The sequence below is a fragment of the Lysobacter korlensis genome, from assembly GCF_042434515.1.
Map to the genome: position 1 here is coordinate 1,760,813 of NZ_JBHLTG010000001.1, position 24,627 is coordinate 1,785,439.

A 24,627-nucleotide genomic window follows, 5' to 3' on the forward strand; every position below is an offset into this window, starting at 1 on the left:
AAACCCGGAAGCTCGCCGTGACCACCCAAACTCAGCCGATCCGCCGTATGCCCGACGTCGCGGGGGACGCCGCAGCACTCGCGCGCCCGTTGGACTGGGTCGGAATGTCCAATATCGCCCTTCCGTTGCGCCTGGTGTCCGAATCGGGCGAGGCGATGCAGGTGCCGGCTTCGGTGGACGTCTCGGTCGACCTCAAGGACGCCCAGGCGCGTGGCATCCACATGTCGCGCATGTACCTGCAGCTGCAGAACGCATTCGCAAGCGAGACGCTGACGCCCGCTGGCCTCCGGCGCGTGCTGCAGACGCTGGTCGAGGGACAGGCCGGACTCGCCGGCCGCGCGCGCGTCGTGATGCGTTATGACCACCTGCTGCTGCGCAACGCGCTGGCAAGCGCGAATGCGGGCTGGAAGCGCTACCCGGTCGAGATCGATGCGGTGCTCGAGAACTCGCACCTGCGGCTGTCGCTGCGCTTCGGTGTGGACTATTCGAGCACCTGTCCCGCTTCCGCCGCACTGTCACGGCAGCTCAATGCCGAGCGCTTCGCCGAGGATTTCGCCGACACGCGACCGCTCGCGGGCGCCGTCCACGAGTGGCTGCTTTCCGAACGCGGCCTCGCAGCCACGCCGCACGCACAGCGAAGCCGTGCCGACGTCCGCGTCGAACTGCGCCCGGCCTTTGACGAGCTGCCGCTGACCGCGTTGATCGACGCGGTTGAAGCGGCACTTGGGACGCCGGTGCAGACCGCGGTGAAGCGCGAGGACGAGCAGGCCTTCGCGCAACTCAACGCGCAGAACCTGATGTTCTGCGAAGACGCTGCGCGCCGTGTGGCAGCCGCGCTGTCGAGCGACCCGCGGATCGAGCGGTTCCACGCCGAGGTCGCGCACTTCGAAAGCCTGCACGCGCACGATGCTGTGGCGCAGGTAAGTGGCAGCGGGCCATCCGCCGGCTGAGGCCGCACGGGCGCGGCCCTTCGACCGCGTCCCTTCCAGGGTTGTTTCGATCCAGGATTTCCGGCTTCCGGCTTCCGGCTTCCGGCTCAAGGCTCAAACGTTGGTGCCGGTCAGCAGCGCTTACGGTGACCCGGTCTGCCGCTCGAGCACGAGCAACGGATCAACCCGCACGTCGAACCAGTTCATACCCCAGTGCAGGTGCGGACCAGTCGTGCGTCCGGTCGCGCCCACCGCGCCTATCGTTTCGCCCTGCGCGACCGTCTGGCCGACCTTCACGTCGATGCGCGACAGGTGCAGGAAGTTCGAGCTGACGCCGTGGCCGTGGTCCAGCAGCACGGTTCCGCCGGTGAGGTAGAGGTCGGGCCCTACGAACGTCACCACGCCCGCGGCCGGCGCCTTGACCGGCGTCCCCGTCGGGGCCACGATATCCATGCCCGAGTGGGGTGAACGCGGCTGGCCGTTGTACATGCGCTGATTGCCGAATCGGCCGCTGATGCGTCCCTGGACCGGCCAGATGAAGCTTTGCGCAAAGCCGACGCGCGGTTCGTCGTGCAGCCGCGCCGCGGTCACCAGCGCCTGTTCCCGCTCGATGCGCGCTGCGATCGCGGGAGGCGGATTGACCGTCGCCGGCGGGACGCCGTTGATGCGTTCGATTGGCCAGTCGCGCGGAGTGACGGCGATGCTGATCAACTGCTGCCGGCCCTGTGGATCGAGCACGGTCAGTTCGACCGGGCCCGTCTCGTCGCGACCCACCCCGAACACCACCGTGCCATACGGCGTCACGCGCAGCCGGCGGCCGCGGTATTCGACCGTGCTGGACGGTGCGACCCGGCCGAACACGAGGCCGCCTTGGGAGACCGAGACGGGGAAAACGGCGGGCGCTGCAGGTTGCGCTGCAGCAGGCGGAGCTGGAGTGGCAGGCGTGGCAGCCGGCTGCAGAGATTGGTAGGAATCGGGCGCGTGCGTCGCGCAGCCGGCCACCCACGCCACGCCCAGGAGAACCGCAACCCTCATCGGTCGAACATCAGGCGCTGGCCGTTCGGCGACCCGACCAGTTGCTCGCCATCCCAGGCAAGCACACCGTTGACCCAGGTTGCCGCGATGCGCGAGTGGAACGTCCGGCCTTCGAACGGCGACCATCCGCACTTCGACAGCACGTCCTCGCGGCGCACGGTGAACGGGGTGTCGTCGATCAGCACAAGATCGGCCGCATAGCCTTCGCGCAGGTAGCCGCGCCCCGCGACGTCGAACAGCTGTGCCGGCGCGTGCGCGAACTTCTGCACCACCTGCGATGTCGTCAGACGCCCTTCGTACACAAGCTCGAGAGCGGCCACGAGTGCGTACTGCACCAGCGGCAGGCCACTCGGCGCACCGGTGTAGGCACGCGCCTTCTCCTCGAGCAGGTGAGGCGCATGGTCGGTCGCCAGCACATCGATCACGTCGTCAGCGACCGCACGGATCAGCGCCTCACGATCGCTCGCGTCCTTGATCGCCGGGTTGCACTTGATCAGGTGGCCGAGCGACGCGTAATCGGCGCGATCGAAACGCAGGAAGTGGATGCAGGTTTCAGCGGTGATCTGCTTGCGCGTTCCGTCGGCGCGGATCAGCGGGCCGGCTTCGAACAGTGCGAGCTCGTCGGCCGTGCTGATGTGCAGCACGTGCAGTCGCGTGCCGTGCCGCCGTGCGAGCGACAGCGCGAGCTGCGTCGACTTCATGCATGCCTCGCGCGAGCGGATGTCCGGGTGGCACGCAGCCGGGATGTCGTCGCCGTACTTCGCGCGGTAGCGCGCGAGCTCGGCATCGATCATCGGCGTGTCTTCGCAATGCGTGATGATCGGCGTCGGCACGTCGCGGAAAATGTTGTCGAGCACCTCCGGATCGTCGACCAGCATGTTGCCGGTCGACGCGCCCATGAACACTTTGACGCCCGGCGCGGACAACGGGTCCAGCCGGCGGATCGCCTCGAGATTGTCGTTGCTCGCGCCGAGGTAGAAGCCGAAGTTGCCCCAGGCACGTCCCTGGGCGCGCGCGTATTTGTCCTCGAGCGCATCGGGACCGAGCGTCGGCGGCGAGGTGTTCGGCATGTCCATGAAGCTGGTCAGTCCACCTGCGACCGCTGCAGCCGACTCCGTGGCGATGTCGGCCTTGTGCTCCATGCCCGGCTCGCGGAAGTGCACTTGGTCGTCGATCATGCCGGGCAGCAGGCGGCGGCCTGCCGCGTCGACGACGCGTTCACCGGAGCGGGCGCCGAGGCCGGTGCCGATCTTCGCGATCAGGCCGTCCTCGATTCGCAGGTCCGCATCGAACTCGCGGCCTTCATTGACCAGTCGTGCATTGACGATGAGCGTCGAGGACATCAGTCGTTTCCTTTCGAGGGACGGGATTGGGGCGGCATCGGTACCGGGTCGTGTCCGCCAGGATGCAGAGGATGGCAGCGCAGGAGGCGCTTCGTCGTCAACCAGCCGCCCCGCAGTGCACCGTAGCGCGCGATCGCCTGCATTGCATACGTCGAGCACGACGGATGGAAGCGGCAGCGCGGCCCGAACAGCGGGCTGATCCAGCGCTTGTAGAGACGGAGCAGTGCAATGGAAAGCCGGTCAATCACAGCGTCTTGATGCGAGCAATCGATGATGGTCGCAAGCGTGCACCGCGAGTGGTGAACCGTCGGTGTCGCGGAGCCGATGTTGAGCTACAAGGTGCGGGAGTCACTGCAACCATGGACGCACCACTGTGCTGGATCGCCGGAGCGGCGACTGTTCCGTCCGGCATTGTCGGGCTGCAACGGCCGAGCGGCAGGCTGCATCGGTCGAGTGGGCGCAACACGCAAGGGAGGGTAACTACCGGTCGTCGGACTGCGTTGGGCGCTTGCTTCGACGCGGTTGCTGCGGTAAGCGCGGCAGGGTATAACAGCGCGCTTTCCCGTAACAAGGGAATAGAAGGAAAAGCCGCTCGTGGCAGCGAAAAAATCCGCGAAAAAGGCCGCGAAGGCCGCGAAGAAAGCCGCTCCCGCCACGAAGGCGGCCGCGAAAAAGACCGCAGCAAAGACCTCCGCGAAAAAGGCGGCTCCGCTCCGGGCGGGCGTAAAGCCGGCTGCGGGGAAGCAGGCACCCGTCACGAAAGCCGCCACGCCCACAAAGGCGGCTGCGACCAAGGCGCCGGCTGCAGCGAAAAAGGCGGTCTCGAAGGCGGCATCCGCTTCGAAGAGTGCGGCGAAGAAGGCGGCTCCCGCGAAACCAGTTGCAAAGAAAGCGGCGCCTGCAGTCGGAAAGCAGGCGAAGCAGCCAGAAAAAAAGCCGGTCGGGAAGGCCGGTGCGAACGCACCGAAGCCGGCCGCCAAGCAGGCTTCCGCGGTCGCAAAAACCGCCACGGGCAAGGTTGCCAAGAGTCCGGCACCTCAGGCCGCGGCAACGTCACCCGTGTCATCGAAACCCGCCGCTTCGAAGTCGCCGTCCAAGGCGGCAAGCCCGAAGCCACCGACGCCGTCGTCCGCCCCCGCGGCGTCAGCGTCCAAGTCCCAGGAACACGCTATGACAAACAAGAAGCCGGCTGCACCGGCCAAGTCCGCCTCCGCCGCTCGTCCGGCAGGCAAGGTTGCCGTCGCCGTCACCTCGCGGCAGCAGGAACCCGCGCCGCGCGGCAAGCTCAAGGTCGTCCCGTACGAGACCGAGAAGGGCACCGGTCGTCCGATCGTGCCGGAGGGCTATCGCCCGGCGCACGACGAGGAATACATGAGCCCGCTGCAGCTCGAGTACTTCCGCCAGCGTCTGCTGCAGTGGCGCGCGGACCTCGTCGAGGAATCGAAGCAGACGATCGAGAACCTCAAGGACGAAGTGCGCGATGTCGGCGACGAGGCCGAGCGCGCGACGCGCGAGACCGAGAACTCGCTCGAGCTGCGCACGCGTGACCGCTACCGCAAGCTGATCAGCAAGATCGACAGCACGCTTAAGCGCGTGGATTCCGGCGATTACGGCTACTGCGTCGACACGGGCGAAGAGATCGGCCTGGAGCGCCTCGAGGCCCGCCTGACCGCCGAGCGTACGATCGATGCGCAGGAGCGTTGGGAACACCTGCAGAAGCAGATGGGCGACTGAGTCGCGCGCTGTTGCTGTGCTGCACGAGCCCCGCAAACGCGGGGCTCGTCGTTTGTGGCACGACGCGGGCTCGACCGGAAGGGCGGGGGCCGAGGGGGATGCACGGGCCCGTCGGGAAAACACATCGGGTGCCGCGCGTGCAGCCGGCCCATGGCCTGACGGTTGAAGACGGAGTCATGCGGACCCGTCTGTCACAAGCGGCAGACGCAATTCCGGTCTGACGTTAATGCAGCGAGCCGTAGCAACTTGGCTACTGCAGATCGCGCAGATCCAGACGCCGCAAAGACGGGACCGCGCGGGCCGTCGTTGCGACCACCAGCAGCGTCATGCATCCGCCGAACACGATCGACGGCACCAGCCCCATCAGGCGGGCCGCGACTCCGGACTCGAACGCGCCGAGTTCGTTCGACGAACCGATGAAGATGCCATTGATCGACGCGACCCGCCCGCGCATGTGGTCTGGCGTCGCGAGCTGCAGGATGGTCGAACGCACGACGACCGAAATGCCGTCGAACGCACCCGACAGCATCAGCATCAGCGCCGACACCCAGAACAGGCGGGACATTGCGAAGCCGATGATGCACAGCCCGAAACCCGCTACCGCGAACAGCAGCAGCCGCCCGGCGTGGCGACCGGGCGGGTGGCGCGCGAGCCACGCACCGACCAGCACGGCGCCTGCCGCAGGTGCGGCGCGGAGGATGCCGAGCGCTTCCGGCCCCTCGTGCAGCACTTCGTTGATGAAAGCCGGCAGCAGCGCAACGGCGCCGCCGAACAGTACGGAGAACATGTCCAGCGCCTGCGCGCCGAGCACCACCGGCTGGTTGAGCACGAAGCGCAGGCCTTCGCCGATGCTGCGCAACACGGGCGCCCGCTGTTCGGGCGGCGGCGGGTCAGGGATCTTCAGCGAGATCACCACCAAGGCCGCGGCGAGCGCGAAGCCTGCGGAAACGAGGTATGCCGTCGTCTTGCCACTCCAGCCGACAAGTGCGCCGCCCAGCGCGGGCCCGACGACCAGGCCAGTCTGCATCACCACGCTGCCGATGCCTGCACCGCGTGCGAACTGATCACGCGACAGCACCCGCGCGAACAGCGCGACGTAGACCGGCCCGAGGAAGGCGCGCACCACGCCGTTGAGCGAAATCGCGAGATAGATCGTCAGCGTGCCCGCGCCGCCGATTCCGGCCGGTATCACCCCGGCCGCTACGCCCGCCAGCATCAGCGTGGTGGCCAGCAGACCAAGGCATGCGGCCATGCCGAGCTTGCGACGGGGCAGGTGGTCCACCGCGTAGCCGGCAAACAGTGCAAAGCCGATGTACGGCACTACTTCGGCGAGGCCGATCAGGCCGAGCGAAAGCGGGTCGCGCGTGAGTTCGTAGATGTGCCAGCCGACCGTCACCGCGACGATCTGGTAGGACAGCATCGCGAGGATGCGATAGCTCAGCAGCCCGACGAAGTGCCGGTTGCGCAGCAACTCGGCTGCGCCGGGTTCAACGATGCTCAAAGCTGGCGCTGTGCGTGCTCGCGGATGAAGGCGAGCATTGCCGCAAGGCCGTTGCTGCGGCTCGGCGAAAGGTGCTTCGACAGCCCGATGTCGGCGATGTAATCGGCTTCGGTTGCGACGATCTCGGCGGCGCTGCGCCCCGAGTACACGCGAAGCGCCAGGTAAGCCAGGCCCGAGACGATTGCGGAGTCGCTGGTCGCGTAGAAGATCAGGCGCGAGGCGTCGCCCTGCGGAACGATCCACACCATCGACTGGCAACCGTGCAGGCGGTGCTCCTCCGTGCGCCACTCGTCCGGAAACGGCGGCAGCTTGCGGCCCAGGTCGATCAGGTACTGGTAGCGCTCGGACCAGTCGCTGAAGAACGCGAACTCGTCGCGGATCGCGGCCTGGGCCTCGGCGGGCGTGGGTTCAAGCGGAAACGGGGAAGCAGTCACGGGTGTTTCCTGTTGCCGCGACCGGTACGAACGACCGGATCGCGAAGGGCAGGGTGCGAGCGTTGCCCGCATGCGTGCAGATCGACGCGCCGATGATTCCCGGCGCGGTCGAGCGACCGTCGCGGCGGCCGTCAGGCGCGACGCCAGCGTACGCCCTGGGGCGTGTCCTCGAGCATCACGCCTTCCGAGGCGAGCTGCTCGCGTATCGCGTCGGCGCGTGCGAAGTCGCGCGCCTTCTTCGCGGCGTTGCGTTCGTCGACCAGCGCCTGGATTCGCGCATCGTCGTTGCTGTCGGCGCCGCGCGCGAACCACTGCGCCGGATCCTGCTGCAGCAGCCCGAGCGCGAGGCCCGCCCCCAGCAGTTCCGACTTCAGTCGTGCCTGCTCGTCAGGCGCGGAGGCCTTGCGGGCGTCGGCCGCGATGCCGGCAATCTCGGCGAGTACCTGCGGCGTGTTGAGGTCATCGTCGAGCATGGCCTCGATGCGGTCCGGAATCACCGCAGCGGCCTCGACCGTGGCCAGGTCACGCAGCGTTCCGTACAAGCGGTCGAGCGTGCGGATGCTCTGCTCGACGAGGCTGTCGGACCAGTCCAGCGGCTGCCGGTAGTGCGCGCTCAGCAGTGCATAGCGCAGCGCCTCGGGCGGGTGAGCGCGCACGAGGTCGTGGATCTTCTCGATGTTGCCGAGCGACTTGCTCATCTTCGCGCCGCCGAAGTTGAGCATGCCGTTGTGCAGCCACCAGCGCGCGAACGTGCGGCCGCCGTGGGCGCATTCGCTCTGCGCGATCTCGTTTTCGTGGTGCGGGAACTGCAGGTCGACGCCGCCTGCGTGGATATCGATCGTCTCGCCGAGGTGCGCTTCCGCCATCGCCGAGCACTCGATGTGCCAGCCAGGCCGGCCGCGGCCCCAGGGCGAATCCCAGCCGGGGAGCTCGTCGGAGGACGGCTTCCACAATACGAAATCGCCCGGGTCGCGCTTGTACGGGGCGACTTCGACGCGCGCGCCCGCGAGCATGTCCTCACGCTCGCGGCGCGAGAGCTTGCCGTACCCGTCGAAGCTGCCCACTGCAAACAGCACATGGCCTTCCGCCGCATAGGCGTGCCCCGATGCGATCAGGCGCTCGATCATCGCGATGATCTGCGGGATATGCGCGGTCGCTTCGGGCTCGAGGTCCGGCGGTGCGACACCGAGCGCCGCCATGTCCTCGCGATACGCGGCGGCGAAGCGATCGGTGATCGTCGAGATCGGAACCCCCGCCTCGAGAGCGGCCGTGTTGATCTTGTCGTCGACGTCGGTGATGTTCCGCGCGTAGGCAAGGGCGCCATAGCGGCGCCGCAACAGGGCGGCGAGCACCCCGAACACCACCGGGCCACGGCCGTTGCCGATGTGCACATAGTTGTAGACCGTCGGTCCGCAGACGTACATCGTCGGCCGGGTCGGGTCGAGCGGCGTGAATGGTTCAATCCGCCGCGTCAGGCTGTTGTAGAGGTGCAGGCTCATGGGAATCCCATCGGGAACCGCGGCATTCTAGCGGGCGCACGCGGCGCGACCGAGCCGACGACAGCACCGATTCAGCCCTGCAGGGCCAATGGAGCCTAAACTTCATGTTCCTGACTCCGAGCCACATGCCCTGATGAAGCGCACGGTCCCGCTGATCACGCTCCTGCTGTCCCTGGCGTCCGGGGGCGCCGTGCACGCACAGGAGACGACGGTGATCCAGGCCGAGAACGTCAATTACGCATATGCGCAGGTGCTTCGCGTTACGCCGGTATACCAGACGCTGACAGCGACGCGCATGGAACAGCACTGTGACCAGAGCCCGCGTCCGGATGGCGACACGAAGTTCGCGCGCGTGGTGGGGGCAGTGAAAGACGCCTGGCGCCGGAACCAGACCGCGACCACGACCACGGGCGAGCCGAACTGCCGCTCGGTCCCGGTGGCGCGCCAGTTCCGCAGGCCGATCGCATACGACGTCGACTACACCTACCGCGGCTCCAAATACCGCTCGCGCCTTCCCGAGGACCCGGGTAACCGACTGCGCATCCGGGTCTCGGTGGTGCCGGTGGTGCCCGGCGTGCGTGCGCCGTGAATCCGCGCTTGCGCCCGGTCTATCCGCGTGCGAGCATTCGCGCCCTCATGACGCACCTCCGCGCCGACGCCGACATCCTGACCTCCGCCTACATGGCGGCAGGCATGACCTCGCGCGCGCGTCGACCGTTCCCGCTCTCAGCTGGGTAACGGCGTCTCGCCATTCGCGCACCAGATAAGGTGCGATACGAAAAGCCCAGCCTCCGAGCTGGGCTTTTTTGTTTTTTCTCCCCGCGTTCCACAACCACCGCGCCCAACAGAGACACCGAGACATGGCTCTTCGACACTTCCTCAACACCCAGGACTGGTCCCGCGACCAGCTGGACGCGGTGCTCGCGCAGGCGGCGCAGTTCAAGCGCAGCCGCTTCGGTGACCAGCTCAAAGGCCGTTCCATCGCGCTGGTGTTCTTTAACCCGTCGTTGCGCACCCGCACGAGCTTCGAGCTGGGCGCGTTCCAGCTTGGCGGCCATGCGGTGGTGCTGCAGCCCGGCAAGGATGCCTGGCCGATCGAGTTCGACTTCGGCACGGTGATGGACGGCGAGGCGGAGGAGCACATCGCCGAGGTCGCCCGGGTGCTCGGGCGCTATGTCGATCTGATCGGGGTGCGTGCGTTTCCGAAGTTCGTCGACTGGACCGTCGACAGGCAGGACCGCGTGCTGCAGGGCTTCGCGAAGTACTCGCCCGTCCCCGTCATCAACATGGAAACGATCACGCACCCGTGCCAGGAGCTGGCGCACGCGCTGGCACTGCAGGAGCACTTCGGCACCACCGACCTGCGCGGGCGGAAGTTCGTGCTGACCTGGACCTATCACCCGAAAGCGCTGAACACCGCGGTTGCGAACTCGGCGCTCATCATCGCCACGCGCATGGGCATGGACGTGACGCTGCTGTGCCCGACTCCGGAATACGTGCTCGACGAGCGGTACATGGGCTGGGCCGAGGCGAACGTGGTCGAGAGCGGCGGTTCCTTGCACATCAGCCACGACATCGACAGCGCGTATGCGGGCGCCGATGTGGTGTACGCCAAGAGCTGGGGTGCGCTTCCGTACTTCGGTCAGTGGGAGGCCGAGAAGCCGATTCGCGACGAGTTCAAGCACTTCATCGTCGACGAACGCAAGATGGCACTTACGAACGATGCGGTGTTCAGCCACTGCCTGCCGCTGCGCCGCAACGTCAAAGCTACCGATGCGGTCATGGATTCGCCGCGCTGCATCGCGATCAACGAAGCCGAGAACCGCCTACACGTGCAGAAAGCGGTGATGGCCGACCTCATCCGCCATTCGCCGCAGCGATGATCCCGCGACTTGCGCAACGCATCTCCCTGACCGCCTTCCGGACTCTTCCATGACCGCTTCCGCTGCCACCTCCAATGCCTCCGAATCGAAGGACATCGTCCTCGCGTTCTCCGGCGGGCTCGACACCAGCTTCTGCGTGCCGTACCTGAAAGAACGCGGCTGGAACGTGCACACCGTGTTCGCCGATACCGGCGGGGTGGATGCGGAGGAGCGCAGCTTCATCGAGCAGCGAGCAGCCGAGCTCGGCGTTGCGTCGCACGTCACTGTCGATGGCGGCCCCGCGATCTGGTCGGGCTTCGTGAAGCCGTTCGTTTGGGCGGGTGAGGGCTACCAGGGCCAGTACCCGCTGCTGGTGTCGGACCGTTACCTGATCGTCGAAGCCGCGCTGCGCCGCTGCGCCGAACTGGGCACGAACGCGGTTGCGCACGGCTGCACCGGCATGGGCAACGACCAGGTGCGTTTCGACCTGGCGGTCAAGGCGCTGGGCGATTACCGCATCCTTGCCCCGATCCGCGAAATCCAGAAAGAACACACCGAGGTGCGCGCATACGAACAGCGCTACCTCGAAGAGCGCGGCTTCTGCGTGCGTGCGAAGCAGAAGGCCTACACGATCAACGAAAATCTGCTCGGCCTCACGATGTCCGGTGGCGAGATCGATCGCTGGCAGGCGCCGGGGGAGGGCGCCCGTGGCTGGTGTGCGCCGCGCAGCGAATGGCCCACGCAGCCGCTGCAGGTGCGCATCGGTTTCGAGCGTGGCGAGGCGGTAAGCCTGGACGGCGAACGTGTTGCCGGGCACGAGTTGCTTGCGCGCCTCAATGCATTGTTCGGGCAGTACGGCGTGGGCCGCGGCCTCTACACGGGCGACACGACGATCGGCCTCAAGGGCCGCATCGTCTTCGAGGCGCCCGGGCTGACCGCATTGCTCACCGCTCACCGCGCGCTCGAGGAGGCGGTGCTGACCAAGCAGCAGAACCGCTTCAAGCCGGAGATTGCGCGCAAGTGGGTCGAGCTGGTCTACGAAGGGTTTTTCCATGACCCGCTCAAGGCGGACCTCGAGGCGTTCCTGCAGTCGAGCCAGGCCACGGTCAATGGCGAAGTCGCGCTCGAGACCCAGGGCGGGCGCGTGGATGCGGTGGCCGTCGAGTCGCCGCACCTGCTCAACGCGAAGGGCGCGACCTACGCGCAGGCGGCTGACTGGGGCGTCGAGGAAGCCGAGGGCTTCATCAAGCTGTTCGGCATGAGCTCGACGCTCTGGGCCGAGATCAATCGCGGCCGCGACTGACGGGAGTCATTGCAGACCATGGAAACGTCCCTGCTTGCCGATGTGCTGCGGCACCTCGAAGCGCTCGTCGCGTTCGATACGCGTAACCCGCCGCGCACGATCGGCACCGGCGGGATGTTCGATTACCTGTGCGCGCAGTTGGCGGGCTTCGACTGCACAGTGACCGACCACGGCGCGGGCGCGGTGTCGATGCTCGCCGTGCGCGGCCGTCCGAAGCGCGTGTTCAATGTGCATCTGGACACGGTGCCGTCGTCACCGGCATGGACGGCTGATCCGCACTGTCTGCGAATCACCTCGGACCGCGCAATCGGGCTGGGCGCCTGCGACATCAAGGGTGCGGCCGCGGGTCTGCTCGCTGCCGCCGCGGTGACCACAGGTGATGCGGCGTTCCTGTTCACTACCGATGAGGAAGCGAACGACGCCCGCTGCATCCCGGCATTCCTTGCCTCGGATCATGGCTTCGCGGAAGCGATCATCGCCGAGCCCACCCAGTGCGAGGCCGTGCTCGCGCACCGTGGCATCAGCTCGGTACTGCTCAAATTCCGCGGCGCGGCGGGTCACGCCTCGGGCGCGGACGCGCTGCACGTGAGCGCGCTGCACCAGGCGATGCGGTGGGGCGCGTCAGCGCTAGACCTCGTCGAACGCGAGGCCCACCAGCGCTTCGGCGGTCTGACCGGCCTGCGCTTCAACATCGGGCGCGTGGAGGGCGGGATCAAGGCAAACATGATCGCGCCGGCCGCGGAGGTGCGGTTCGGATTCCGGCCGCTGCCATCAATGTCGATCGACACCCTGCATGAGCGTTTCCGTTCGCTTGCGGCGGCTGGGGTCGTCGAGCACTACGAAGAGACCTTCCGCGGACCGCCACTGCCTGCAGGCGACATCGCCGATGCCGAGCGACTGCGGCTCGACGCACGTGACCTGGCGGACGCGCTGGACCTGCCGATCGGCAATGCGGTCGACTTCTGGACGGAAGCCTCGCTGTTTTCCGCTGCCGGGCTCACTGCGATCGTGTACGGGCCGGGTGATATCGCGCAGGCGCATACGGCGGACGAGTGGGTGCCGCTGGATCAGCTCGCGACCGCGGCCGAAACCTACCGCCGCCTGCTGGACACCTGATGCTGTCCGCGCTCGCTGCCAAAGAGCCGGCCGCTACGTGGCCCGGCTCGATCGTCCCGTCCCGCACTACGAGCGAACTCCGCACGCCCATGACCGACCTGCGCACCACCATCCTGCGGCTGCTTGCGAACATGGCGAGCACGAAGGAGATCCAGCAGTACCTCAAGCGGTTTTCCCAGCTCGACGCGGCGCGGTTCGCCGTCGTGAAAGTGGGCGGCGCCGTGCTGCGCGACGAGTGCGAGGCGCTGGTCTCTTCGCTCGGCTTCCTGCAGCAGGTCGGCCTGACGCCCATCGTCGTGCACGGCGCAGGGCCGCAGCTCGACGCGCAGATGCAGGCCGCGGGCATCGAAAAGCGCACCGTCGACAACCTGCGGGTGACCGACGCGGCCGTGCTCGCCGTCGTCAGGCGCGTCATGCGCGACGAGAACCTGCGCCTGGTGGAAGCACTGCAGGCCCAGGGCGTTCGTGCGACGTCGATCCAGTCGGGTGTGTTCGAGGCGGAACTGCTGGATGCCGAGGTCTACGGACTGGTCGGCAAGGTCAGCCGCGTCGACGTCGAGGCGATCCACGCGGCGATCAAGTCAGGCTCGATCCCGGTGATCGCATCGCTCGCGGAAACGCGCGAAGGGCAGATCGTCAACGTCAACGCCGACTGGGCTGCGAACGAGCTGATCAAGACGCTGCAGCCCTACAAGATCGTGTTCCTGACCGGCACCGGCGGCCTGCTGGACGGCGACGGTCAGCTGATCGATTCGATCAACCTCAGCACCGAGTACTCGGAGCTGATCGCGCAGCCGTGGTTGCACTCCGGAATGCGGGTAAAGATCGAGCAGATCCACGACCTGCTGATGTCGCTGCCGCCATCGTCGTCGGTGTCGATCACGCGGCCGGCCGAGCTTGCGAAGGAGCTGTTCACGCACAAGGGCTCCGGCACGCTCGTGCGCCGCGGCGAGCGCGTGCTGCGCGCGCAGCGCTGGGACGAGCTGGACCTGCCGCGGTTGCGCGAGCTGATCGAGTCCGCATTCGGCCGCCGCCTGCTGCCGGACTACTTCGAACGCACCACGCTGCACCGCGCATACGTCAGCGAGCACTACCGCGCGGCGGTGATCCTGACCGAAGCGCACGGCGAGCACTATCTCGACAAGTTCGCGGTGCTCGACGAGGCGCAGGGCGAAGGCCTCGGGCGTGCCGTCTGGCAGGTGATGCGCGAGGAAACGCCGTCGCTGTTCTGGCGATCGCGCCGGGGCAATCCGGTGAACAGCTTCTACTTCAGCGAGGCCGAGGGCTGCCTCAAGCAGCAGCGCTGGGATGTTTTCTGGTACGGGCTTGACGGGTTCGATCGCATTGAACGGTGCGTTGACCATTGCCGCCTTCTTCCACCGACGCTCGAGGACTGATCGTGGCGACCGAACCTTCGAACTCCGCATGGCAGCGCGTGCCCGAGCTGCGCGGCGCGCATGTGCTGCTTGAACCGCTACAGATCGGGCATGCCGATGGACTACGGGATGCGGTCCGCGATGGCGAACTCTGGAACCTGCGCTACACGAACGTGCCGCAGCCCGAGCAGGTCGATGCCTACATCGGAAAAGCGCTGGCGCAGCAATGCGCGGGCGACGCACTGGCGTTTGCCGTGCGCACTGCGGGCGGCGATCTGGTCGGCACCACGCGCTTCTATCATCTCGACCCCGCAACGCCGCGGTTGACGATCGGCTACACCTGGTACGCAAAGCGGGTTCAGCGCACCGGCCTCAACATCGAGGCGAAGCTGCTGCTGCTCACCCACGCGTTCGAGACGATGGGCTGCATTGCGGTTGCATTCGAGACGAGCACCGAGAACCATGCATCGCGAACCGCCATCGCGCGCCTCGGGGCCAGGCAGGACGGCGTGTTGCGGAGCCATATGCGCCACAAGGACGGTAGCGTCCGCGACACGGTCGCGTTCTCGATCCTGCAGACCGAATGGCCGTCCGTGAAGCAGGGGCTGCGCGCGCGGCTCGAGGAGCACCGCGATGTCCGCTGAGGTTAGGACGGTCGCCGTCGGCCTTGTCGGCGCACGCGGTTACGTCGGCGCGGAGCTGATCCGCCTCATCGACCGCCACCCTGTATTCGAGCTGGCTTACGTGGGCTCGCGCGAACTTGCGGGCCAGCGTGTCGCCGACCATCACCCCGACTGCCGCAGCGAGCTGCGCTACACCGCGCCGGATCTGGACGAGCTTCCGCAGCTGCAGGCGGACGCGGTCGTGCTCGCGCTGCCGAACGGAATGGCAGGCGCCGCGGTGAGCGCGTTCGACCGCGTAGGCGCTGCGCCCGTTATCGTCGACCTCTCTGCGGACTACCGCTTCGACGCGGCCTGGCACTACGGCCTGCCCGAACTCGACCGCAGCGGCCACGCCGGCCAGCGCCGCATCAGCAATCCCGGCTGCTACGCCACTGCGATGCAGCTTGCGATCGCACCGATGCTCGGGCTGCTCGCAGGCCCGGTGCAGTGCTTCGGTGTGTCCGGGTGGTCGGGCGCCGGCACTTCGCCGTCGGATCGCAGCAACCCCGCCAAGCTGCGCGACAACCTCATGCCGTACTCGCTGGCCGGTCACGTGCACGAGCGCGAGGTCGCGCATCGGCTCGGCCAGGCAATCGAGTTCATGCCGCACGTCGCGCCGCATTTTCGCGGCCTGACGGTGACGGCGAACCTGCATCTGACCAGCCCTGTTTCGCTGGACGCGGTACTGGAGCGGTACCGGCAGCGGTACGCCGAAGAGCCGCTGGTGCGGGTGCTCGATGACGCGCCGTGGGTGAGCTGCATCGCCGGCCGGCACCATGTCGAGATCGGAGGCCATACCCTCGACGCGAGCGGCCAGCGCCTGGTCGTGGTCGCGACGCTCGACAACCTGCTCAAGGGTGCGGCGACGCAGGCGCTGCAGAACCTCAATCTCGCCTTCGGACTCGACGAATGGCTGGGTATCCCGCTCAACGTCGACGGGGACGCAGATTGAGCCGCGAACTCCGGAACCTCGTCATTCGACCGCGATACATTCCGGACGTCGTCGCCCTCGTCCAATTCGCACAGGTGCATGCATGAGTAACCTTCTTTGGCAGAAGCCGGGCGTACAGGTCGAAGCGGACATCCAGCGCTTCCTGGCAGGCGATGACGTCGTGCTCGATCGCGAATTCTTCCTCCACGACATCGAGGCCAGCCGCGCGCACGCCGAGGGTCTGCAGGCTATTGGAATCCTGTCTGTCGAGGAGCTTGAGGGGCTGACGCGCGAACTCGGCACGCTTGCGGACGATTTCCGTTCCGGCCGCTTCGTGCTGGATGAGCGGTTCGAGGACGGGCACTCCGCGATCGAGTCCCGTTTGACCGAGCGCCTCGGGGATGCGGGTCGCAGGATCCACACCGGGCGAAGCCGCAACGACCAGGTGCTCGTCGCGACGCGGCTCTGGCTGCGCGAACGGCTCGACAGGCTGCAGGCGGTCTGTCGCGGGATCGCCGACGTGGCGCTCGCCCGCGCACAGAGCGAGCAGATGATTCCGCTGCCGGGATACACACACCTGCAGCGCGCGGTGGTCTCCTCGTGCGGGATGTGGTGGTCGGCGTGGGCCGAGGGATTTATCGACAACGCCATGCGGGCGGGCGACACGCGGGCCTGGGTCGATGCGAATCCACTCGGCAGCGCTGCCGGCTACGGGGTCAACCTGCCGCTCGATCGCGAACACACCACGCATGCGCTCGGCTTCGGCCGCATGCAGGTGTCGGCCACTTATGCGCAGCTTTCGCGCGGCAAATTCGAGCTTGCGGCCATCGACGCGCTAGGTTCGGCGCTGCTCGACCTGCGCAGGCTGGCCTGGGACCTCAGTCTGTTCACGAGTGCGGAATTCGGTTTCGTCGCGTTGGCATCGCAGTACACGACCGGCAGTTCGATCATGCCGAACAAGCGAAACCCTGATGTCATCGAGCTGATGCGAGCGAGCTATGCAAGCGTCGCTGCGGCACGCACCGAAATCGAACAATTGCTCTCGCTGCCGTCGGGGTACCACCGCGACCTGCAGTTCTCGAAGGGCGCGCTCGTACACGCGTTCGGTCGCGGGCTGGCCGCGTTGGAACTGCTGCCCGACCTGCTGCGGAGGCTCGAATGGCGCCCGGAGGCGATGAGCGCGGCACTGGAGCCTTCGATGTACGCCACCGACCTCGCGGTCGATCTAGCACGGTCCGGTGTGCCATTCCGCGACGCCTACCGCCAGGCGGCCGATCCGCAGCGCTGGCAGGCGGGCGATCCGGCGGGCAGCCTGGCCGCACGGGTCTCGGCCGGCGCAGGCGCCAATCTGCAGCTGGAACTGCTTCAGCGGAGGCTGGCCGCGCTGCAACCCGCGGCCGCCAGCGGGTCGGCGGAAGGCTAGGTTTCGAGGACCGGAACGGCCGGTGCCGCGTGCGCCGACACCTCCGACGCGATAGCCGGTATTGCGCCTGTCCGGCCGTCGGCGACCGCGTACGGGATGGCGTCCGCGTCCATGCGGATCAGCGCGATCTTCATGTCCTGCAGGGAATGCGCGATCGCTTGAGGCGCCTTCAGCGTCGCGGCGATCCGCTCGATCGTAATGTCCGGCACGTCACGGCGGCGCTCCTTTCCGACGAACCACGCGCGATTGAGTTCCGCCCAGCCGATCAAGAGGGCGGCCGCCGTCACCGCGAGCACCGGCAACGCGCCGAGCAGGAACGTGTCGATACGGTTCTCGTGCAGGTACAGCTCCACCACCGCAAGCCGCACGCCAGCCACCCACATCAGCAACGTCGCTGCGGGCAGCCACAGATAGAAATAGACGGCCCAGAAGGCCAGCGTTACCGCGCCCCACACGGTGCGGTACAGGCGTGGCTGCAGACCCGAGTTCTGAATGATGAATCCTTCGTGCTTCATCGCAGGCCTCGGTCGGGGCTGGTCCAGATCGCGCGCGCGCCGCGCCGCTTCATCAGGGTTTTCGGAACCGCCGCCAGCGTGGTGGCGAGGCTCAGCATCCAGTACGCAATGGGGTACCAGATCATCCAGAAGTAGTTCCGGCCGATCGCCGTTTCATAGCGGCGGTCCACGATCAGGCTGCATGCGAACTGCAACAGGCAGACCATCGCCAGAATCACGCCGTGCCAGGCCGGCAGCAGCGATTCCACGTGCAGCGCGCGCGGCATGTCCACGAACTTCCCGACCGCCCAGAGCACGATCATCAGCGCCATCGCATGGGCCCACAGCAGGCTCAGCAGGTACTCCGCCAGCACCGCCCACATGCGCCGCATGCGCCAGATCGACAGCCCGCGCAGCTGGCGCAGCATGACTTCCATGCCGCCCTGCGCCCAACGCAGCCGCTGGCGCCACAGCCCCTTGAGGGTTTCGGGCATCAGGATGAAACACAGCGCGTTCGGCTCGTAGCGGATGTCCCAGTAGTCCATCTGCAGGCGCCAGCTGATGTCGATGTCCTCCGTCACCATGTCATCGGACCAGTAGCCGATGCGGTTCAGGGCGGTGCGGCGGAAGCCGCTGATGACGCCCGATACCGTGAACAACCGCCCGTAGACACGCTGGGCGCGCTTGATGATGCCGATGATCGAGGAGAACTCGCCGACCTGCAGCTTGCCGAGCAGGGTGGACCGGTTGCGGATGCGCGGGTTGCCGGTCACCGCACCCACGCGCGGGCCGCTGGTGAGGTGCCAGACCATCCAGTGCGTCGCGTACGGGTCCAGCAGCGCATCGCCGTCGATGCAGATCAGGTATTCCGACCGCGCGGCGAGCGCGCCCATGCGGAGCGCGTTCGCCTTGCCGAGGTTGCGGTCCAGATGGATGACCCGCAGCCGCTCGTGCTGGCCCGCGAGCGCGTCCAGTTTCTCGGCGGTGTCGTCGCGGCTGCCATCGTTGATCGCGATGACTTCGTAGTCCGGATAGTGCTGCGCCAGCGCGGCCCGCAGCGTCTCATCGACCTGCGCCCCTTCGTTGTGGCACGGGATCAGGATGCTCGCGAACGGGTACGCCTGCATCGGCGGCGGATCGGTGCGCGGTCGCGCGCGCCGCTCGCGACGCATGTAGTAGTACAGGCCGCCCGACATCCAGAAGAACGACATCACCAGCGGGTAGTAGAACGCGAACTCGAACAGCGGGGCCAGCCATGGCGTCTGACCCATGTCAGCGCTCCTCGTAAGGGAAGGATCGCGCCGACATCGCTTCCCGCGCGTGCTCGAGGCGCGGGCGGTTGCCGATGAAGTCGTCCGGGTACCAGCCGATGTGGCGCACGCCCTGCGCGAGCAGGCGATGAACCTGCTCGACGAGGCGCTCGCCCGGGATCGGTTGCGAGGTTCGCCAGTCGAGCGTCTGCAGCTCGAAGAGGGTCTGCGTCAGCTGCGGGTCGTGGCGGCGTGCGGCTTTGACCAGCCCGTCCAGCCACCGCTCAGGCGCGCGGCTACCCTCCATCCAGGGCATCGCCATCACCGCGGTGTAGTCGTATGCGGCGTTGAAGCGGTCGAGGCGCTGCGCAAACCACGCTTCGCTTTCGGGTTGCAGCACCGTCCGCGCGTAGAGGTTGCGCGCCGTCTTGAGCTTCGGACGCCAGCGCTCGGCCGCGCGTTCGAGCTCGAGGGTGAAATCGATGAGGGCCTGCGTCCGGATGTGCGCGTCGGGCGCCAGCGTCCCGGTCAGTTCGGTATCGCGCAGGTATGCGTCGTCGTGGAACAGCAGGCCCTGCAGGTTGCCGGCGACGGCGAGGTCCTCGTAGATCCCGCGCACCATCGTCCGCACTTCGGGCCGGGTGAAGTCCAAGCGGAAGATTTCGTCCGGAGCGGCATTGCGGATCGCGAGTTCCTGCCGCATCCGAGCGTCCGCGGGTTCGAAGCCGAGCACAGGCAGCCAGCCGAACACCTCCACGCCCGCCCGCGACTTCAGCTGCCACGACACGCGGTTGAACAGATCCGCGCGCACCGGCAGGAAGCGGTTCGGGAAGTACAGCGCATCGGCGGAGCCATTGCCGTCCGGGTCCGCGAATGCCTGCAGGAACACGTGGGTCGGCCCGACGCGCTTGACGCGCTCGACGAGCTCATCGAGGTTCCGCTCGAGCTGGGCCGGGTCTGCGTCGTACACGGCATCGAGGTCGATCTGCAGTGCGCGCACGCCGGTGCGCTCCTCGTCGTGGCGCAGCTGGTAGACAAGGTCGCCAAGCGTTGCGTTGTTCGTGAGCAGCAGGCGGGCCAGGCCGTGCAGGCCGGAGGTGACCGGCGTCGAGCGACCTTCGAGGTCGAACGAAACCGTCATGCCCAGCGAGTCGGCGATCTCGTTCGTGACGTCGCTATAGGCCGCGTACGGCCAGACGATCGCCCGCGGTGCGCGCCCTAGTTCGCGCTCGATCGTCGCGGCGCTGCGGGCGAGGTCATTGCGGATGCGCGCGAGGTAAGCGGCCTCCGATTCGTAACCGTGCGCCGGATCGTAGATGCGTGTCACGGCGGCTGGCGTCGAGTTGCCCTGCGGGTTCGACGTCACCCCGCGATGCAGGTCCGCGCTGTGGCTCGCGACCTCGAGCAGGCCGCTGGCCTGCATTTCGCGCAGCTGGTCCCAGGTCAGGAAGTCTTCGCCCGTGAACGGGCGCGGCCCGTAGTCGACCGTACGGCCCGCCGGCAGATCGACCCAATCCGTCACCACGGCGGCGAGGGCGGGGTATCCGTACGCGCGCAACAGCGGAAACGCCTTCGTATAGACGCTCCGCAGGCCGTCATCGAACGTGATCAGCACCGGCTTCGGCGGCAGCGGAGCGCCGCCTTTCGACGCCTCGATGACCTGTGACAGGGACACCGGCCGGTATCCCTGTCCCGACAGCCAGTCCAGGTGCGCGGCAAAGTTCTGCGCGCTGACCGCGAATGCGTCCGCGTCGCCCTTGGGGGCCACGTCGTCGCGAATGTCGTGGTAGCTCAGAACCAGCAGCGGCTCGGTCGCGGGGCCTTTCGCTGCCATCGCCGTCAGCGGCGCCGCGAACATCAGCACGAGCGCCCACAGCGCCGAAATCACCAAGCGCATGCCGCTCACTCTCCCCACCTAAGTTCGATATCCAGCGCAACGTGTGTTTCGCGCTGGCCGTCGTACACAGGCCGCGACCAGCTCAGCCCGTACTCGAGCCCGCGTGCCGGCGCGAACTGCCACTCGTGGCCATATCGCAAGGCCGGGACCCAGGCGGTGCCGAAGCCGTCCTGCCACTGCACGCCTGCCGAGGCGGCCAGGCGGTGCCGGAAATGCCGCTCGTACCTTCGCCATGCGATGCGGTCGACGTCGATGCCGAAGCCGAGTGTCGCCGCACGTGCGGGATTGAAGTAGGGCGCGTCGTCGCGGCTGGCCCGGCTTGCATCGAAGTCGACGAGGCCGGCCACCGTCAGATGAGGCTCGCTGATCCAGCGGCGGCTCGCCGAGACATCGACCGCGTCGACCCGGTTGCCGTCGTCATAGCGGAACCGGCTCGCGCCGAACGAAATCGCTGCCGATTCGTGGCGGCGGTAGCTCGCGTTTACGCGCGCGGAGTCCGCGGTGATGCCCGCCGCGCGCGCCTGCAGCGAGGCCCCCGCATCATTTCGACGTAGCTCGGCGCCCACAGTCCAGTGATCATCGAGCCGCGTGCTGAGCGTGGCTGTCGCGCCGGTGCCACCGAGGCCGTCCGTCGCACGACCGACCAGCGCCGCTGCGTTGAGGCCACGGTAGGCGTATTGGACGCCGATATCGTTGCGGTGCAGGCGGCCACGCTGGTCGGCAAAGTCCGCGCGGCGATGCTCGCTGCGCAGCAGCACACGCCATTTGTCGGCGAGCAGAGCGCTGTGGGCCTCGACCCCGGCCGCGACGTCACGGCTGCCGAGTGGGGATACGCCAGCGTCACCCCGGCCATCGCCCGCGGCAGCGTAGGCCCTCACCCCGGCTCCGCGGGCGACACGCCAGCGACGCTCCATGTCCTGCACGTTGACCTCGCTTCCGTAGAACTCGACCAACCGGGCCCGGATCGGACGGGCCTCGTCGAACCGGTCCAGTGCGGACAGCGCGGCGACCTGGCCGAGCATCGCGGGAACGTGGCGCTCGTCGAGGGTCGCCGCGATGCTGAAGCGCTGCAGTGCCGCTTCCGGCCAACCGCGGAACAGGTAAACGGTGCCAAGCGATGACTGCAGCTCGGCATTGCTCGGCGCGGCCGCGCCCAGCGGTTCGAGCGTCGCCTGTGCGCCGGCGAGGTCCTCGTCAAAGGCGCGCACCAGCGCGTAGGTCACCTCGGCGTCAAGGCGAAACCGGTTTTCGTGCCCTCGCGGGGCGCCGTGGGGCCTGGGCCAGGCGGGCTGCTGTTCGAGGGTGCGCTCGAGCAGCGCCAGCGCCTCGCCGAAGCGTTCGCTTTCGACGTGGGCGTAGGCAAGCTGCAGTGTGGCGTCATGGTTGTCGGGGGCATGCTCGGCTGCGGCCGCGAGTGCGACGGCTGCCTGCTCCGGCGCGCGCTCGGCTAGTAGCGAGTCGCCAACGGCTGCGAGGACGTACGACGGCACATCGCGACCCTGCGCCAGCATTCCGCGATACCGCCGCACGACTTCTTCGTGGCGCGCGAGCCGGTTGAGCAGGATCAGTTCGTCGAAATCGAGATTGCTCGACGCATGCGCATCGCCTGGGGCCGCCGAGCGGAACTCGCGGATGCGCGCGGCCGCCGCTTCGGCTTCCGCAAGGCGATCCTGCTCATTCGCGGCGTACAGCCGGCTCCAGTTGATCAGCCGTGCTACCTGCGCCGTTTCAAAACGCATGCGCTCGGCGCTGTCGAACCATTCCGGCCTGGCCCGGAACAGCGTCCACGCCCGGTGGCTCGCGCCGACGTCGGCGAGCGTGAGCACCCGGAGCCGGTACAGCTCGCGGTCGTCGGGCGACTCGGCGAGCGCCTGCTCGATACGGGCGAGCGCGCCCAGCCAATCCCCTGACGAGCGCAACCTTGCAACATCCGCCTGCACGGCACTCGCATGCCCGGCGCGGTCACTTGCTGACGCATGAGGTGACACGCTGCCGGCAATAAGCACGGCCACGGCCACTGCGGTACGACGCAGCACGAGCATTCGGCGTTGGCCCCTAAGAGATAGGTCGGCGCGACAGTCCCCACTGTCGGCCCCTTGTGATGTAGCTCACGCACGTTCCGTGCCAGCGGCACGTGGGCTCGGCTTTCCCGCCGCCACCGTCCAGCGTCAGTCACACACGCACAAAAAAACCGGCCGAGGCCGGTTTTCCGTTCACTGCATAGTTGGTCGGGGAGACAGGATTTGAACCTGCGACTTCTACGTCCCGAACGTAGCGCTCTACCAGGCTGAGCTACACCCCGACTGCAGAGCCGCAAATTCTAGCCAGTGGCCCGGCCACCCGCAAGAGGCAAACTGCGATCGATCGACCTGCGACCACTCATGCGAACCGGGACGGACGTCTCGCCGTTAAACTGCGTGGCTTTCCCGACGGCGCGCAATCTGCGCCTGGAGCCTGCCTTGATCAAGCCGCGTACCCCGCCCGGGGTGATGGAACTGCTTCCGCCCGACCAGATCGCGTTCCAGCGCATGCTCGACACGATCCGTCGCAACTTCGAGCGGTTCGGCTTCCTTCCGGTCGAAACGCCGGTGATGGAACTCACCGATGTGCTGCTGACCAAGTCGGGCGGCGAGACCGAGCGCCAGGTCTACTTCGTGCAGTCCACGGGCGCACTTGCGAAGAACGAGGAGGGCACGCCCGAGCTCGCGCTGCGCTTCGACCTCACCGTGCCGCTGGCGCGTTACGTCGCCGAGCACGAACACGAACTCGCATTCCCGTTCCGTCGGTACCAGATGCAGCGCGTCTACCGTGGTGAGCGCCAGCAGCGCGGGCGGTTCCGCGAGTTCTATCAGTGCGATATCGACGTCATCGGCAAGGACGCACTGAGCGTGCGCTTCGATGCGGAGCTGCCGGCCGTCATCCATGCCGTGTTCTCCGAACTCGACATCGGCGCATTCACGATCCAGCTCAACAATCGCAAGCTGATGCGCGGTTTCTTCGAAGCGCAGGGCGTGGCCGATTCCGAATTGCAGGCACTGGTGCTGCGCGAAGTCGACAAGCTCGACAAGCGCGGGGCGGATTACGTGCGCGAGACGCTCGCTGGCGAGGGATTTGGCCTCGACGCCGCTGCGGTCGAGCGCATCCTGGAATTCGTTGCCGTTCGTTCCACGTCGCATGCCGACGCGCTCGCGCGGCTCGACGCACTCGGCGAGGGCAACCAGGCGCTCCGTGATGGCGTCGCCGAGCTGCGCGAGGTGTTGGATCTGGTGCGTGCGCTCGGTGTGCCCGAATCGGCATATGCGCTCAATTTTTCGATTGCGCGTGGACTCGACTACTACACGGGCACCGTGTACGAGACCACGCTCAACGACTATCCGCAGATCGGTTCGATCTGCTCGGGCGGCCGCTACGAGAATCTTGCCAGCCACTACACCAAGTCGAAGTTGCCGGGCGTTGGCATCTCGATCGGACTGACGCGGTTGTTCTGGCAGCTGCGCGAAGCCGGGCTGGTCCACAGTGCGGAAAGCACGGTGCAGGTACTGGTGACCCAGATGCAGGCCGACCACCTGCCGAAGTGCCTGTCGATCGCAAGCGAGCTGCGCGCAGCGGGCATTAATACAGAAGTAGTGATGGAGCCGGCCAAGCTCGCCAAGCAGTTCAAGTACGCGGACCGTGCGGGCATCCGCTTCGTCGTCGTGCTCGGAGAGGACGAGATGGCGCGTGGCAGCGTGACGGTCAAAGACCTGCGCCGCGAGGATCAGTTCGAAGTCAGTCGCACCGAACTTGCGCAAACGCTGCGCGTTGAATTGGCCCAGGCAGAGGTGCTGTCGCGATGAGC

General features: G+C 67.2%; 21 protein-coding genes and 1 tRNA gene. 11 read left to right on the forward strand and 11 right to left on the reverse strand.

Going from position 1 to position 24,627, the window contains the following annotated elements:
• Positions 1–17: 17 nt before the first annotated feature.
• Positions 18–950 (forward strand): GTP cyclohydrolase FolE2, encoded by a 933-nt coding sequence (gene folE2 / locus ACFFGH_RS08290; RefSeq protein WP_386666874.1) that lies wholly within the window; start codon positions 18–20, stop codon positions 948–950.
• Positions 951–1,070: 120 nt separating this feature from the next.
• On the opposite strand, the gene ACFFGH_RS08295 is transcribed toward folE2, so the two are convergent.
• The 3 genes from ACFFGH_RS08295 to yidD are packed head-to-tail and all read right to left on the reverse strand — an operon-like array spanning position 1,071 to position 3,555.
• Positions 1,071–1,964: a M23 family metallopeptidase gene (locus tag ACFFGH_RS08295; RefSeq protein WP_386666875.1), complete on the reverse strand. Its 894-nt coding sequence runs from the start codon at positions 1,962–1,964 to the stop codon at positions 1,071–1,073.
• The gene (locus ACFFGH_RS08300; RefSeq protein ID WP_386666878.1) at positions 1,961–3,307 is read right to left on the reverse strand and encodes a dihydroorotase; all 1,347 of its coding nucleotides are present in this window, start codon (positions 3,305–3,307) and stop codon (positions 1,961–1,963) included. The genes ACFFGH_RS08295 and ACFFGH_RS08300 overlap by 4 nt, the downstream gene beginning before the upstream one ends.
• A complete protein-coding gene (gene yidD, locus ACFFGH_RS08305) occupies positions 3,307–3,555 on the reverse strand; it encodes a membrane protein insertion efficiency factor YidD (protein WP_386666880.1) in 249 nt (82 codons plus the stop codon). The genes ACFFGH_RS08300 and yidD overlap by 1 nt, the downstream gene beginning before the upstream one ends.
• A 346-nt stretch (positions 3,556–3,901) precedes the next feature.
• Between yidD and dksA the strand changes: the two genes are divergently transcribed.
• Complete coding sequence (gene dksA / locus ACFFGH_RS08310) at positions 3,902–5,041, forward strand: RNA polymerase-binding protein DksA (protein ID WP_386666883.1); 1,140 nt, start codon at positions 3,902–3,904, stop codon at positions 5,039–5,041.
• Between the two features lie 250 nt (positions 5,042–5,291).
• On the opposite strand, the gene ACFFGH_RS08315 is transcribed toward dksA, so the two are convergent.
• The 3 genes from ACFFGH_RS08315 to cysS all read right to left on the reverse strand — a co-directional run bounded on the left by ACFFGH_RS08315 (position 5,292) and on the right by cysS (position 8,475).
• Entirely contained in the window at positions 5,292–6,542 is a 1,251-nt protein-coding gene (locus tag ACFFGH_RS08315) for an MFS transporter (protein ID WP_386666885.1), read from the reverse strand.
• Positions 6,539–6,976 carry a SufE family protein gene (locus ACFFGH_RS08320; RefSeq protein WP_386666887.1) on the reverse strand — a complete coding sequence of 146 codons (438 nt, stop codon included), beginning with the start codon at positions 6,974–6,976 and terminating at the stop codon, positions 6,539–6,541. Before ACFFGH_RS08320 ends, ACFFGH_RS08315 begins: the two co-directional genes overlap by 4 nt.
• A 131-nt stretch (positions 6,977–7,107) precedes the next feature.
• The gene (gene cysS / locus ACFFGH_RS08325) at positions 7,108–8,475 is read right to left on the reverse strand and encodes a cysteine--tRNA ligase (protein WP_386666890.1); all 1,368 of its coding nucleotides are present in this window, start codon (positions 8,473–8,475) and stop codon (positions 7,108–7,110) included.
• 133 nt (positions 8,476–8,608) lie between these two features.
• Between cysS and ACFFGH_RS08330 the strand changes: the two genes are divergently transcribed.
• The 8 genes from ACFFGH_RS08330 to argH all read left to right on the forward strand — a co-directional run bounded on the left by ACFFGH_RS08330 (position 8,609) and on the right by argH (position 17,148).
• Positions 8,609–9,064: a hypothetical protein gene (locus tag ACFFGH_RS08330; RefSeq protein ID WP_386666893.1), complete on the forward strand. Its 456-nt coding sequence runs from the start codon at positions 8,609–8,611 to the stop codon at positions 9,062–9,064.
• A gap of 271 nt (positions 9,065–9,335) precedes the next feature.
• The gene (locus ACFFGH_RS08335; RefSeq protein ID WP_386666895.1) at positions 9,336–10,358 is read left to right on the forward strand and encodes an N-acetylornithine carbamoyltransferase; all 1,023 of its coding nucleotides are present in this window, start codon (positions 9,336–9,338) and stop codon (positions 10,356–10,358) included.
• A 49-nt stretch (positions 10,359–10,407) separates the two neighbouring features.
• Entirely contained in the window at positions 10,408–11,640 is a 1,233-nt protein-coding gene (locus tag ACFFGH_RS08340) for an argininosuccinate synthase (RefSeq protein ID WP_386666897.1), read from the forward strand.
• An 18-nt stretch (positions 11,641–11,658) separates the two neighbouring features.
• On the forward strand, positions 11,659–12,756 hold the full coding sequence (locus ACFFGH_RS08345; protein WP_386666899.1) for an acetylornithine deacetylase: 1,098 nt from the start codon (positions 11,659–11,661) through the stop codon (positions 12,754–12,756).
• An 89-nt stretch (positions 12,757–12,845) separates the two neighbouring features.
• Positions 12,846–14,153, forward strand: a complete 1,308-nt coding sequence (locus ACFFGH_RS08350; protein ID WP_386666901.1) for an acetylglutamate kinase — start codon at positions 12,846–12,848, stop codon at positions 14,151–14,153.
• Between the two features lie 2 nt (positions 14,154–14,155).
• Positions 14,156–14,776, forward strand: coding sequence for a GNAT family N-acetyltransferase (locus ACFFGH_RS08355; RefSeq protein ID WP_386666904.1), 621 nt, complete (start codon positions 14,156–14,158; stop codon positions 14,774–14,776).
• Positions 14,766–15,746, forward strand: a complete 981-nt coding sequence (gene argC / locus ACFFGH_RS08360; protein ID WP_386666906.1) for an N-acetyl-gamma-glutamyl-phosphate reductase — start codon at positions 14,766–14,768, stop codon at positions 15,744–15,746. The genes ACFFGH_RS08355 and argC overlap by 11 nt, the downstream gene beginning before the upstream one ends.
• A gap of 82 nt (positions 15,747–15,828) precedes the next feature.
• Complete coding sequence (gene argH / locus ACFFGH_RS08365; protein WP_386666909.1) at positions 15,829–17,148, forward strand: argininosuccinate lyase; 1,320 nt, start codon at positions 15,829–15,831, stop codon at positions 17,146–17,148.
• On the opposite strand, the gene pgaD is transcribed toward argH, so the two are convergent.
• The 5 genes from pgaD to ACFFGH_RS08390 form a co-directional block, all read right to left on the reverse strand.
• Positions 17,145–17,663 (reverse strand): poly-beta-1,6-N-acetyl-D-glucosamine biosynthesis protein PgaD, encoded by a 519-nt coding sequence (gene pgaD, locus ACFFGH_RS08370; protein ID WP_386666910.1) that lies wholly within the window; start codon positions 17,661–17,663, stop codon positions 17,145–17,147. The genes argH and pgaD overlap by 4 nt on opposite strands.
• A complete protein-coding gene (gene pgaC, locus ACFFGH_RS08375; RefSeq protein ID WP_386666913.1) occupies positions 17,660–18,913 on the reverse strand; it encodes a poly-beta-1,6-N-acetyl-D-glucosamine synthase in 1,254 nt (417 codons plus the stop codon). Before pgaC ends, pgaD begins: the two co-directional genes overlap by 4 nt.
• Before the next feature lies 1 nt (position 18,914).
• Complete coding sequence (gene pgaB / locus ACFFGH_RS08380) at positions 18,915–20,789, reverse strand: poly-beta-1,6-N-acetyl-D-glucosamine N-deacetylase PgaB (RefSeq protein ID WP_386666916.1); 1,875 nt, start codon at positions 20,787–20,789, stop codon at positions 18,915–18,917.
• 5 nt (positions 20,790–20,794) lie between these two features.
• On the reverse strand, positions 20,795–22,708 hold the full coding sequence (gene pgaA / locus ACFFGH_RS08385) for a poly-beta-1,6 N-acetyl-D-glucosamine export porin PgaA (protein ID WP_386666918.1): 1,914 nt from the start codon (positions 22,706–22,708) through the stop codon (positions 20,795–20,797).
• Positions 22,709–23,014: 306 nt separating this feature from the next.
• Positions 23,015–23,091, reverse strand: a tRNA-Pro gene (locus ACFFGH_RS08390).
• Between the two features lie 157 nt (positions 23,092–23,248).
• Between ACFFGH_RS08390 and hisS the strand changes: the two genes are divergently transcribed.
• The gene (hisS, locus tag ACFFGH_RS08395) at positions 23,249–24,625 is read left to right on the forward strand and encodes a histidine--tRNA ligase (protein ID WP_386666921.1); all 1,377 of its coding nucleotides are present in this window, start codon (positions 23,249–23,251) and stop codon (positions 24,623–24,625) included.
• Positions 24,626–24,627: the final 2 nt, after the last annotated feature.